Source organism: Bradyrhizobium sp. SZCCHNR1053 (assembly GCF_032381235.1).
GTDB lineage: Bacteria > Pseudomonadota > Alphaproteobacteria > Rhizobiales > Xanthobacteraceae > Bradyrhizobium.
Window position 1 is genome coordinate 722,594 of sequence record NZ_JAUHJM010000001.1, and the last position, 11,560, is coordinate 734,153.

General features: G+C 64.4%; 11 protein-coding genes. 3 read left to right on the top strand and 8 right to left on the bottom strand.

Translation table 11 applies throughout. The features are described from left to right. Positions 1-45 precede the first annotated feature (45 nt). The 5 genes from QX051_RS03400 to QX051_RS03420 all read right to left on the bottom strand — a co-directional run bounded on the left by QX051_RS03400 (position 46) and on the right by QX051_RS03420 (position 5,436). Positions 46-2,436, bottom strand: a complete 2,391-nt coding sequence (locus QX051_RS03400; protein WP_315775054.1) for a TonB-dependent receptor family protein — start codon at positions 2,434-2,436, stop codon at positions 46-48. A gap of 91 nt (positions 2,437-2,527) precedes the next feature. Beyond that, positions 2,528-2,971, bottom strand: coding sequence for a DUF2946 family protein (locus QX051_RS03405; protein ID WP_315775055.1), 444 nt, complete (start codon positions 2,969-2,971; stop codon positions 2,528-2,530). 63 nt (positions 2,972-3,034) lie between these two features. After that, entirely contained in the window at positions 3,035-3,553 is a 519-nt protein-coding gene (locus QX051_RS03410; protein ID WP_315738252.1) for a copper chaperone PCu(A)C, read from the bottom strand. Positions 3,554-3,691: 138 nt separating this feature from the next. Beyond that, positions 3,692-4,057, bottom strand: coding sequence for a DUF2946 family protein (locus QX051_RS03415; RefSeq protein WP_315775056.1), 366 nt, complete (start codon positions 4,055-4,057; stop codon positions 3,692-3,694). Positions 4,058-4,590: 533 nt separating this feature from the next. Further along, positions 4,591-5,436 carry a metallophosphoesterase family protein gene (locus tag QX051_RS03420; protein WP_315775058.1) on the bottom strand — a complete coding sequence of 282 codons (846 nt, stop codon included), beginning with the start codon at positions 5,434-5,436 and terminating at the stop codon, positions 4,591-4,593. A 197-nt stretch (positions 5,437-5,633) separates the two neighbouring features. On the opposite strand from QX051_RS03420, the gene QX051_RS03425 reads away from it, so the two are divergent. Genes QX051_RS03425 through QX051_RS03435 form a run of 3 tightly spaced genes read left to right on the top strand, consistent with a single transcriptional unit; the run spans position 5,634 to position 9,221 of the window. Next, positions 5,634-6,656 carry a sugar ABC transporter substrate-binding protein gene (locus QX051_RS03425; RefSeq protein WP_315711569.1) on the top strand — a complete coding sequence of 341 codons (1,023 nt, stop codon included), beginning with the start codon at positions 5,634-5,636 and terminating at the stop codon, positions 6,654-6,656. A gap of 11 nt (positions 6,657-6,667) precedes the next feature. Beyond that, positions 6,668-8,173 (top strand): sugar ABC transporter ATP-binding protein, encoded by a 1,506-nt coding sequence (locus QX051_RS03430; RefSeq protein WP_315775059.1) that lies wholly within the window; start codon positions 6,668-6,670, stop codon positions 8,171-8,173. Between the two features lie 10 nt (positions 8,174-8,183). Continuing rightward, complete coding sequence (locus QX051_RS03435; RefSeq protein WP_315775060.1) at positions 8,184-9,221, top strand: ABC transporter permease; 1,038 nt, start codon at positions 8,184-8,186, stop codon at positions 9,219-9,221. Positions 9,222-9,452: 231 nt separating this feature from the next. On the opposite strand, the gene mtnK is transcribed toward QX051_RS03435, so the two are convergent. The 3 genes from mtnK to mce all read right to left on the bottom strand — a co-directional run bounded on the left by mtnK (position 9,453) and on the right by mce (position 11,552). Beyond that, entirely contained in the window at positions 9,453-10,754 is a 1,302-nt protein-coding gene (mtnK, locus tag QX051_RS03440) for an S-methyl-5-thioribose kinase (protein ID WP_315775062.1), read from the bottom strand. Positions 10,755-10,856: 102 nt separating this feature from the next. After that, entirely contained in the window at positions 10,857-11,132 is a 276-nt protein-coding gene (locus QX051_RS03445) for a DUF1467 family protein (protein WP_315738259.1), read from the bottom strand. 15 nt (positions 11,133-11,147) lie between these two features. Beyond that, positions 11,148-11,552 (bottom strand): methylmalonyl-CoA epimerase, encoded by a 405-nt coding sequence (gene mce, locus QX051_RS03450; protein WP_315738260.1) that lies wholly within the window; start codon positions 11,550-11,552, stop codon positions 11,148-11,150. Positions 11,553-11,560 lie beyond the last annotated feature (8 nt).

Genomic DNA, 11,560 nt, shown 5'->3' on the forward strand with positions numbered 1-11,560 from the left:
CGATGACGCAGCCTCGAAGCAATGGCGTCCTTGTCATGTTGTGCCTCATCGGAATGCCACCTTCATGCCAGCCACGAAGGCGCGCGGTGAGCCGGCGTAGATCGTTCCCGTGCCCGCCAGTCCCTGCACGCCGGCGCCCGTCACCGTATTCTGCAGGTTGTTTGCGGAGGCGATGTAGGTGCGGTCGAACACATTGCGGACCTCGAAGAAGACGTTCATCGACTTGAACGTGTCCGAGGCAAGCTCGGTCTTGTAGTGGACGTTCAGATTGACGAGCTCATAGCCCGGTGCCTTCAGCAGATTGGCGTTGTCCATATAGAAGGAATCCTTCCACTGGACCTCGACGAAGGCACCAAGCCCCGCGAGCCTCCCGCTATGGTGATCGTATCCGAGCCGTGCGGTCAGCTCGTTCGGCGAGATGCCGGGAATCTTGTTGCCAACGCGGTTGAAGCTGAACAGCTTCGAGCCGCCCGCAAGGTTCTCGGTATATTCAGTGTAGACTTGGTCGAGATAGGTGTAGGCAGTGGTGAACCGCCAGCCCGGCAGGAACCGCCAATCGGCCGCCAATTCGACGCCGCGATGCTCCGAGCGCGGTGCATTGAAGGTGTACGACGTGTTTTGCGTACCTGTGACGGCCTGGGTGACGATCTCGTTGCGAAAGAACTCATAGAAGCCCGTCGCACTGAAGGTCAGAGACCGGTTCGGCGTCCAGTCGAAACCGACGTCGTAGCCCAGATTGGTCTGCGACTTCAGCTGGGTGTTGTTGCCGAAATCGCCGGTTGGCAACACGAACAGGTTCGAGACCTGCGGCGTGCCATAGCCGGTGGCAACGCGGGCGCGCAGCAGCCAGTCGCTGTTCACGCGGTAGAGCAGCGCCAGCTCGGGAGCGAGATTGTCGAACTGCCGGTCCGCCGTCGTGATCGTCGTCGTTGTCGTCGCGCCGTAGGTATAGGCGGTGTTCACGCCGCGCAGATGGGTACGCTCCCAGCCGAGACCGGCCACCGCCGTCAGTGCCGCTGTCAGCTTGAGCTCCTCGCGCGCCCGCAGGCCGTAGTTGGTGGTCTCGCTCCAGGTGTTGGCCGAGAGGCCGCCGAGCGCCGCGTTGCCGCCGGGCACGACGAAGCGCGTATCTCCGGATGCGGTCAGCGTGTTGTAGAATGCGCCGAAGAAGGCGGTCGATTCCAGCCCGAAGATCTCACCCCGCCTGGTGATGTCGCTCATGTAGTTGTAGGACGGATAATCGCCGATCGCACTGGTCGAGCCGGTCGGCTGGCTGATGTTGCGGTCGTCGAACACGAACTGATTGCGCCAGCTCGTGTTGTTGTCGAAGTCGTGCTCCCAGCGCCCGCCCACGATGGTGCGGCGGTCGTTGCGGCCGAACCCGGCTTGCAGCGCGGTCTCCTGGTCCACCCCGCCGAGCGTATTGAGGCCGTTCTTGTTGAGCCCGACGGTCGCGCAGCCGGCTGCTCTGGACGCCCAGGTGGTGCAGCCCTGCTGGTACGGGTTTTGATAGTATTGGCTCAGCGTGTAACGGAGCGGCAGCCGCGTGACCAGGTCGTTGTTGATGATCTTGACCGTGAAGCGGTCGTCGGGCGTCGCCTTGTAGGTGCCGAGGAAGTTGACGGTCTGGGTGTTGAACCAGCTGTTGCCGAGATAGCCGTCGCCGCGGACGTCGCTGGTGAACAGCGAGCCCTCGAAATTGCCGACCTTCTTGCCGAACGTCATGTAGTTGCTGAGATAGCCGAAGCTGCCGCCTTCGCTGCCGATCTCCGCGCCGTCGATGCTGCCGCCCGGACGGGTGCGGAAATTGATCGCGCCTCCGGTCGCATAGTTGCCGTAGAGCGCCGAGGACGGCCCGCGGATCACGTCGACCGCACCGTAGGCGTGGGGATCGATCAGGTCGCTGCGCGACAGCCCGTCCGGCTGCGTGACGGGAAAGCCATCCTCGAACAGCGCGATGTTGCGGATGCCGAAGCCGTTGCGGGCATTGGAGCCGCGGATCGAGATGCCGAGATCGCGCGGTCCGTTGCCCTGCTTGAGCGAGACGCCGGGGCTTTCGCGCAGGATGTCGCCGACGGAAAACGCAGGCCGGTCATCGTAGCGGCTGCGGTCGATCGTGGTCGCGGTCTGGCCGGACGGCGACTGGCTGAGCTGGCTGCGAGCGGCGCCGGCACCCGAGGCTGGGTCGGACACCGCTCCTCCCTGCCCGGAGCTGCTGGCCACGGATGCGGCAGGCGGCTTCGGCACGTGAGTGCGGACGGATGTTGCCTGCGCGATCGGCTTGCGCACGGCCCGTTGTGGCGCGGCGCGCGGCGCGTCGACGGTGACGGACGGCAATTCCTTCTCGGTCTCGGCGCTCGCGATCGTGGCCGATTGCAGCAGCATGAGCTGCAGGGCGAGCACGCTCACACCACCAAGGGCATGACGACGGAACATGTTTGACTTCCCCGATGCCGGCTGCACGGCCGGTCTTCCTGGTTCAGAACGGATTGGCGCGCTGCTGCGGCGCCGATGACGATTTCTGTGCTCAGGAAAGGAAGGGAGGTCCTCTTGGTTGCGCCTGTGCCCGGGCGAGCAGATGAACGAGGCGGAGCTCGCGCGCAGTCCAGACGATGGACGCCGTCAGACGCAGCGGAGCCGCATCGAATGGCGCGGGCGGCGCATCGAGCGCCGCGGCAGCGTGCAGCACGCAGCACATGACGCAGTCGAGGCCGCAGGCGGTGCGGTCGGTATCGCCATTCGATGGCGCCGCATCCGTCTCGGCATGACAGATCACCACCCCGCCAAACGGATCGGCCGTCGCGATCGTCACAGCCGTCATGGCGGACGCCGCCACTGGCGCTAGCACCTGCAACAGCATTGCTAGCAGAGCGACCGGCAGATATCGGCCGAGCTTTCGACGGAAGCGGGCGGCAGGCCCCCGAGCACGGCCGACCGCCACCAGCCGGCTCGCGAGCGAACCGGCTGTCATGGCAGCGTTCACCACCCGTTGCATCGAGGCCGGCCTCTCCGTCGGAGTCGCAGTGCGCCCGGCCTACATCTTCATGCCGGAATGATCGTGCTGCTTCATCATGCTGCCGCCCTCGCCGCCCGGCCCCTTGGCGCCGACCGCCTGCACCTCGAGCGTCACGGCGACCTTGCCGGCCTTCTCGAACTCCAGCGTGACCGGCAGCTTGTCGCCCTGCTTCAGCGGGCTCTTCAGATCCATCAGCATCAGGTGATAGCCGCCCGGCGCCAGCGCGACGGTCTTGCCCGGCTCGATCGTGAGTCCCTTATCCAGCGGACGCATGGTCATGACGCCGTTGGTGACAGCCATCTCGTGAATCTCGACTCGCCCGGCGACGTCGCCCGTCACTGCGACGAGGCGGTCCGGCGCGCTGCCCTTGTTCTCGATGGTCAGATAGCCGGCGCCCGTCTTGGCGCCGCCCGGCGTGGCGCGGCTCCATGGCTGGGTGATGACGAGGTCACCGGCCTTCACGTCCGCGGCGAAGGCGGCAGAAGATCCGCCCAACAGGAGAGCGAATGCAAGCAGAGAGCGTCCGAGGAAGGTCATGTCGGTTATCCTTTTCTTGGCGGCAATGCGCCAGCAGCTCGATCGATTGGCACGTGTCCGCGCGCCAGTTACGGCCGAGCAGACAACGCACGGTGGTTATGCGATTTGGGAGATAACGGCCGCACAGCAGCCAGCGCGTCACGCTGCGGGCGGAGCCCTTGCCTGCGCGTTCGAGAAGGCCTTGGTGATCCGGCCGGCCGGATCACCGGCGCGCCACACGACCTCGCCCGATTCCCGTTGCGGCGTGGCGATGGCGGACAGCTCCGGCCCATCCAGGGTGACCGGCTGCGCCAGGCAGCACAGCGAACAGCCGTGGAGCGCGGGCTTCGCCGGCGACTCATCGTCCACCGACTGGGAACCAGACTGGCCGTGGCAGATTTCGAGGCCGCGCAGCGGATCAGCCGCGGCTGAAGCCGCCGCCCAGGCAGCACCGATCGGCGCCAGGATCTGCACCATCAGTGCGATCAGCATGATCGGGAGAAACGCCTGCAGCCGCTGCCGCATCAAAGCCTGCCAAATGAACTGAATTCTTGTGCCCGAGCGCACGCCAGGAGTCGAGGTCGCGCAAGGCACAGTCGGCACATTTCGCCAGCGGTCGTTGATTAAGAACAATCCCGCCGCAACCGATGGGCCGACCGCTTTCACGGTAATTCAGCACCCATCACGAGAAAACACGAAAATAAAACTCGTCAATTGCAAGCACTTACCGATCATTTCAGAGAGTGCGCGAATTTTGAACAATCGTTGCCGAAAAGGATGACAAACGCAAAAAGATCGTCTACGAATTTGGGCCTCAGGCTAACGCTTGCGGAAGTCTGGTGGTCCAAGTCTCGGGAGGAGCCCTGGCGCGCAACAAGCAGCGTCACCCCGCTTAACAAGATCAAATCTGAACTTGCGGGATATCTAAAGGGTCGACACAATTTCCGAGCAGGGCCCGCTGCCCTGCTCTATTTTTTTGCAGTCGTCGCAGCGCGCCACAATATTTCCCGTTAACGGTATCGCGGGCCGGATGAACGCCGCCTGAACACGCAATCACATCAGGCCACCGCAGCCGTCGCAAAGCGCGCCAATGGATCACGCCACCGCGCCTTGGCCGCTGGCCAGGGCAGCGTCACCGACAGCGGCTCGCGGCCGGTCACGGTCCAGCGCAGCACACCATCATCGATCGCGAGAATGCCCGCCGCCTCGGCCGGATCGCCCGAGATGAACGTCTCGGTCAACGACTGCAAGGTCAGATGCGGTGTGCCATCGACCGTCGTCAGGGTATTCCAATGAACATGGCCGGCGAGCGCGACGATCGGGCACGGCGCGTTCGCGATGGCCGTGCGGATTGCGTCGGTCTCGACATAGGCCGCGTGTCCCTGATTGGCTTCGAAGTAGTAGTTGCCGATCTGAGCATGCCCTGACAATGGCACGTGGCTGACGAGCAAGGTTGGACGATCATCCTGCGCGAGCAGTTCGACCAGCGCGTCGAGATCGCCCGCGGAGAGGCGAAGGCCGCGCGTCGGCGTGAGAGTCACGTCGGGTTGCCAGAACACGCATCTGACATCGCCGATGATCAGGGCGCGCGACCCGCTCGGACGATCCATGATCGCTTCATTGTCGGCGAGACTGAGCAATGCGACATCATGATTGCCGCTGACGTGATGATGCGTCGGCGCAAGCTTTGCAAAACACATCGCGACATCGCTTTGCAGCAGACGATCGCGCTCGGGATCTTCGTCAGAAATCCGGTCGCCGAGATCGATGACCGCATCGATGTTTTCGGCGTTCACCTCCGTGACGAAGCGCTCGAGCAATTGCAGCGCCACCGATCCCCGCTTCGTTGGTGTATCCCGGCCGTGATGGATGTCGGCGATCACGGCAATGCGTGTCGTGGCCAAAGGCTCTCTCCCAAAGCTGCGCTGCCGCGTACCACGAGCACATCACGGTTTTCTGACATCGCGCGTGCGGCGCGACAGTCGCTCGGTGCAACGCACAACATCCGGCTGTGGCGTGATCAATGGGGTTGTGAAACACTGCTGCTCTCGGCGGCGCGATCAATGACGCCGCCGGACAACGATGGGACAGGGAGCACGGGATGTCCGGCACTAAAAAAACGTCCACGACGAGGCGCGATCTTCTCCAGGCGGCAACGGCCGCGGGCTCTGCGGCGGCCCTTCTCGCCGGCTTCGGCATCAATCCGGCGATGGCCGCCGAGATGGGCCGCTCCGAAAAGCCCCTCAAGGCGGCCTTCTCCAATGCCGGCCTGCAGGCGACCTGGTGCGCCCAGGGCAAGCAGGCCGCGGAATGGTGGGGCAAGCTGCTCAATGTCGAGGTCACCTGGTTCGACGGCCAGCTCGATGCGGTGAAGCAGCGCGCCGCAATCGACAACATGGCGTCGCAGAAGTGGGATTTCGTCGCCATCCAGGCGTTCGGCATCGGAACGCTGACGCAGCCGGTGCAGAAGATGATCGATGCCGGCATTCCCGTGATCGACATGGACACGCTGATCGCGCCGCTGGATCAGATCAACGTCCATTCGTTCCTGGCACCCGACAACGAGTTCATGGGCGCATCGGTCACGCAGGCTCTGGCGACTGCGATGGGCGGCAAGGGCAAGATCATCATGACGCAGGGCGCGCTCGGCCACACCGGCGCGCAGGGCCGCGCCAAGGGCTTCAATTCGGTGATCAAGCAGTTCCCGAACATCGAGGTGCTGGACACGCAGCCGGCCGACTGGGACGTGTCGAAGGCGGCACGGCTGTGGGAGACTTATCTCACGAAATATCCGCAGATCGACGCGGCGTTCTTCCACAATGACGACATGGCGCTCGCCGCCTACAACATCATGAAGGCGCGCAACCGCACCAACATCCTGATCGGCGGCGTCGACGCCATGCCGCCGGCGATCCAGGCGGTCAGCGAGGGCCGCATGTTCGCGACCGTCCGCAATCCGTCCTGCCGTATTCATGGCGGCGCGATCGTCGCAGGCGTCGCCGCGGTCACCGCCGGCGAGAAGAGCGGCCAGGGCATTCCGAAGCACGTCATCACCGATGGGCCCGTCGTGACCAAGGCCAATGCCGCCGGCATGCAATGGATGGAGGATCACTTCCTGATCTGAAGTCCCTCCCCATGTCGAGCAGCCGCCCGCCTCTTCTGGAATTGCAGGACATCACCAAGTCGTTCGGCGGCGTCACCGCGTTGCGCGGCGTCGACTTCACGCTTCGCCCCGGCGAGATCCATGGTCTCGTCGGGGAGAACGGCGCCGGCAAGAGCACGCTGATGAAGATCATCGCCGGCGTGCACACCGGCTTCTCCGGCCGTTTCCTGCTCGACGGCCGCGAGGTTCATTTCAACTCCGTGCGGGACGCCCGTGCGGCCGGCATCGCCATGGTGCATCAGGAGCTCAGCGTCGCACCTGATCTCACGGTTGCCGAGAACGTGTTTCTCGGCAACCAGCCGACCAATGCCCTCGGTATCGTGCAGTGGCGCCGGATGGCGCGCGAGGCCGCCGAACAGCTCAAGAAGCTCGGGATCGACGCCGATCCGATGAGCCGGCTCGGCGATCTCCCGATCGGACTGCAGCAACTGATCGAGATCGCGCGTGTGCTGTTCTCCGGCGCGCGCATCATCATCCTGGACGAGCCGACCTCGGCGCTGTCACCGCCCGAGGTCGAACGGCTGTTCGCGACCTTGCGCGCGCTACGCGAGCAGGGCACCGGAATCATCTTCATCTCGCACTTCATCGAAGACATTCTGCTCATCTCCGATGAGGTGACCGTCTTCCGCAACGGTCGCAAGATCATGGAGACACCTGCGGCCGATACCAGCAAGGCGGCGCTGATCGAGGCCATGATCGGCAAGGGCCGCGATGCGCTGGAGGACAGCTACACCCACGACATCACCCTGCCCGCGCCGCCGGCCGACAAGCCGGTGGTGGTCGAGGCCGCGGGCTTGTCGCTGGCGCGCAATTTGAAGCGCGTCTCATTTTCGGTGCATGCCGGAGAGGTGCTCGGCATCTACGGCTTCATGGGCTGCGGCCAGCTCGAGCTGGCGCGGATCCTATTCGGCAAGCTCGCGCCCGACGCCGGCGAGCTGCGCGTCTCGGGCGAGCGCAACCGCTTCAAGAGCACGGCGGATGCGCGCCGCGCCGGCATCGCCTTCGTGCCGGAGAGCCGCCGCGACATGCTGTTCCTGCAGGAGCCCGTCTACAAGAACGTCTCGATCAGCATCCTCGACCGCATCAACGCGGTGCTGCTGAAGCCGGCCCGCGAGCGCGCGCTTGCGAAGCGCCAGGTCGAGCAGTTGCAGATCCGTCCCGCCGACGTCGAGATCGACCTTGGCCTGCTCTCGGGCGGCAACCAGCAGAAGGTCGCGCTGGCCAAATGGCTCAGCCACCCGCCCCGGCTCCTGGTGCTGTGCGAGCCGACCCGCGGCATGGATGTTGGCGCCAAGAGTGACGTGATCCAGATCGTGCGGAAACTACGCGACCAGGGCATTGCCGTCATCGTGCTCTCGACGGAGCCGGAGACTGTCCTGTCACTGGCCGATCGCGTCATTGTGCTCAAGCGCGGCGAGGTCGTGCGTGAATTCGCCGGCGAGACCATCAGCAAAGACCGTCTGCTCGAGGCGGCGTAGGGAGATTGTCATGGCGCATGGCGAGACCGTTCCGATGCCGGAGGCGCAACCGCGACGCGCCGGCGGGGTCGCAGCGCTGCTACGCTCGCAGATGCGCAACATCGCGCCGTTCCTGACGCTGATCTTCCTCACCGCGTTCTTCGCAATCGCGAGTCCATCCTTCGCCACGCTCGACAATGTCGGCAACATCCTGACCCAGGTGTCGGTGACCGGCATCATCGCGGTCGGACTGACCTTCGTGATCCTGTGCGCCGAGATCGACCTGTCGATCGCTGCCATCGCCAACGTGACCGGCATCGCCGTGGCCTATTTCACCTTGCAGGAGTCCTACGTCAACATCGCCAATTTGCCGATGCCCGGCTTTGCCGCCATCCTGCTCGCGCTGGCGCTGTGCGCGCTGCTTGGCGTGGTCAACGCCTTCGGCCTGACCGTGATCGGCATTCCCTCGTTCATCATGACGCTCGCGATGATGCAGATCGCCGCAGGCATTTCGGCCATGCTGGTGCGCGGCCAGATCGCCTACAAGGTGCCGCCCATCATCACGACGCTCGGCTCCGGCTCCTTGGCGGGGGTGCCCTGGATCGTGATCGTGGCCGCCCTCATGCTGCTGCTGGGGCACCTCGTGCTGACCTACACGCGGTTCGGCCGCTACGTCTACATGGTCGGTGGCAACCGCGAGGCAGCGGAGTATTCCGGCCTGAACGTCAAGCTGATCCTCGGCAGCGTCATGGTGATCTCGGCGGTGTGCTCGGGAATTGGCGGCATGCTCGGCGTGGCGCATTTCGGCAGCGCGCAGCAGAACGAGTTCGACACCTACCTGCTGGATTCGATCGCTGCCGTCGTGGTCGGCGGCACCAGCCTGTTCGGCGGCCGCGGCGGCATCGGCAACACCATCGTCGGCCTGTTCGTGCTCGGCGTGCTCAACAACGGCCTCGACCACGTCAACATCGACAGCTTCCTGAAGATTCTGATCCGCGGCCTGATCCTGCTCGCCGCGCTGGTGATCAACGTCTACGCGCAGCGGCTGCGCGCCAAGGCGGCGGATTGAGCGTGTGTCGTAGGGCGGTCGCGTGCCCACCATCGAGCTACGTGGCACGTGAGACATGGTGGGCACGGCGCGATCTGACAGTGCAAACGACGACAGACCGTCGCCGCGTGCCTTTGCCCACCCTACGCATCTGTTTCCGTCATTGCGAGCGAAGCGAAGCATTCCAGAGGCTTGCGAAGATTCTGGATTGCTTCGTCGCTTTGCTCCTCGCAATGACGTTGACCCCGTGAATCAAAAACCAGGCTGCCAGTGACGCAGCTCGCGCGCGGCGCGTGTCACGGCCTCGATCGACGTGAACGATGCCGTCTCCACCATCAGCGTTCGGGCCAAGCGCAATGCCCGCGCCTCGCAGGTCGCGCGCCGCTTCTCATCCTCGATCAGCTCGAAATCGATGTTGTGCGCCAGGCCGAGAATACGACGGATGATCTTCGCGGCTGCAAATCCGACGGCATCCTGGAACAGGCGCGCCATGAAGGCCTGACGTTCGGCCTCAAGCCGCGCAGTTCCTGCTTCACCGGGAAACAGCGAGAGCGGATAGGCATCGCCGATGGCCTCGCTGCGCCACAGCGCCAGGAACTTGCCCGAGAACGCGCTCCACACCTGGTCCACGGTGATCAGCACCCAGCTCTCGAATGCCGCCCTGTCGCCGGGCGCGCGCTCGTGTCCGGCCGATGCAAAATAGGCCATCAACAAGTTGGCCAGGACAGCACCGACGTCGAAGCCCATCGGGCCGTAGAAGGCGAATTCCGGATCGATCACCCGGGTCTCGGTGTCCGTGACCATGATCGATCCGGTGTGCAGGTCACCATGGATCAGCGCCTCGGCGCTCGACAAGAACTTCAGCTTCAGCCGGGAGACCGCGACATGAAGATCGAGATCGGCACGAATGTCGGCCGCGGTCGCGTCGAGCCATGGTGAGGTCCAGCGGTTCTGCTCAGCGATCCGATAGGGATCGGTGAAGATCAGGTCCTCCGTGATCTTGCACAGCGCGTGATTGCCGGCGAAGCTCGCGATCGCCTCCTTCTTCGCGGCGGCAGAGAGCGCGAGGTCGGACGAGAAGAACAGCGTCCGCGCCATGAAGGTCGTGATGTGATCGACGAAGGCCGGATAGATCGTGCCCGCGACCAGCCCCTTGCGCATGATGATGTGCGGCTCCAGCAGCTCCATCGCCGTCAGCGCCAGCGCCGGATCATGATGAACGATGGCCGGCACGAGGCCCGGGGCAAGGCGGTTCTGATGCGTCAGCGCCAGATGCTCATAGTGGGCGCGTGACAGCGGCAGCGGCCAGCTCTCGCCGACCAGCCGCACGTAAGGCAGCGCCTGCTTCACCGCGAGTCCGCCGGACGATCCCTTGACGATGAAGACTAGATTGAGGTTGCCATCGCCGACCTCGGTGATCGACCAGCGCTCGGCCGGTCCGCCGAGTTGCCCTGCAACTGAAGGGATCCCCGCGAGATAGTTTCGAAGATCAGTCTCGTTCAGAATGCGATAGCCCGATGGCGTCCCGTTCCGGGCCTCGGCCGATGTCGTCACGCGCAACCTCCCTATCGAACTTGTTTTGACCTCCTATAGCAAAAAAGCCGACGCGCGTCCGCGCATCGGCTTCGAGAGAACGTTGTGCGATGCGAGCGGCAGCTAGAACGGAATCCCCATCAGCCGCGACAGTCGCTCGATGCTGAGATACCCGGCCTGATAGGCCACGAGTGCCAGGCCGAACACGACCGCCGACAGCAGCGTCGTCCAGATCAGGCGGCGTCCCATCAGGCTGATGGTCGGCGCCCCGGGATCGGTGCCGGGCGAGCCGCCGCCCGTCTCGTGCTGGCTGCGCACGCCGAACGGCAGGGTCACGAACAGCATGACCCACCACAGCACGAAGTAGATCGCGAGCCAGGTAGAGATCGTATAGGCCATGATCGCCCCGCTGCCTCAGGCCTGCTCGATCTCGACGAGCGCGCCGGAAAAATCCTTCGGATGCAGGAACAGCACCGGCTTGCCATGGGCGCCGATCTTCGGCTGGCCGTCGCCGAGCACGCGGGCGCCCTCCTTGATCAGCGTGTCGCGCGAGGCGATGATGTCGGCCACCTCGTAGCAGACGTGATGGATGCCGCCATCCGCATTGCGCTCGAGAAACTTCGCGATCGGCGACGCTTCGCCCAGCGGCTGAATGAACTCGATCTTGGTATTGGGCAGGGTCACGAACACGGTGATCACGCCGTGCTCAGGCAACGGGACGGCTGGGGATATCTCGGCGCCGAACGCCGCGCCGTAGATCTTGGCGGCCTTTTCGGCGTCCTTGACCGCGATGGCGACGTGGTTGAGCCGGCCCAGCATGACATCCT

What these genes read in the sequence shown, in the direction of transcription:
- QX051_RS03400 (WP_315775054.1), bottom strand. Translation starts at nt 2,436, where the DNA reads ATGTTCCGTCGTCATGCCCTTGGTGGTGTGAGCGTGCTCGCCCTGCAG.
- QX051_RS03405 (WP_315775055.1), bottom strand. Translation starts at nt 2,971, where the DNA reads ATGACAGCCGGTTCGCTCGCGAGCCGGCTGGTGGCGGTCGGCCGTGCT.
- QX051_RS03410 (WP_315738252.1), bottom strand. Translation starts at nt 3,553, where the DNA reads ATGACCTTCCTCGGACGCTCTCTGCTTGCATTCGCTCTCCTGTTGGGC.
- QX051_RS03415 (WP_315775056.1), bottom strand. Translation starts at nt 4,057, where the DNA reads ATGCGGCAGCGGCTGCAGGCGTTTCTCCCGATCATGCTGATCGCACTG.
- QX051_RS03425 (WP_315711569.1), top strand. Translation starts at nt 5,634, where the DNA reads ATGTCCGGCACTAAAAAAACGTCCACGACGAGGCGCGATCTTCTCCAG.
- QX051_RS03430 (WP_315775059.1), top strand. Translation starts at nt 6,668, where the DNA reads ATGTCGAGCAGCCGCCCGCCTCTTCTGGAATTGCAGGACATCACCAAG.
- QX051_RS03435 (WP_315775060.1), top strand. Translation starts at nt 8,184, where the DNA reads ATGGCGCATGGCGAGACCGTTCCGATGCCGGAGGCGCAACCGCGACGC.
- QX051_RS03445 (WP_315738259.1), bottom strand. Translation starts at nt 11,132, where the DNA reads ATGGCCTATACGATCTCTACCTGGCTCGCGATCTACTTCGTGCTGTGG.
- mce (WP_315738260.1), bottom strand. Translation starts at nt 11,552, where the DNA reads ATGCTGGGCCGGCTCAACCACGTCGCCATCGCGGTCAAGGACGCCGAA.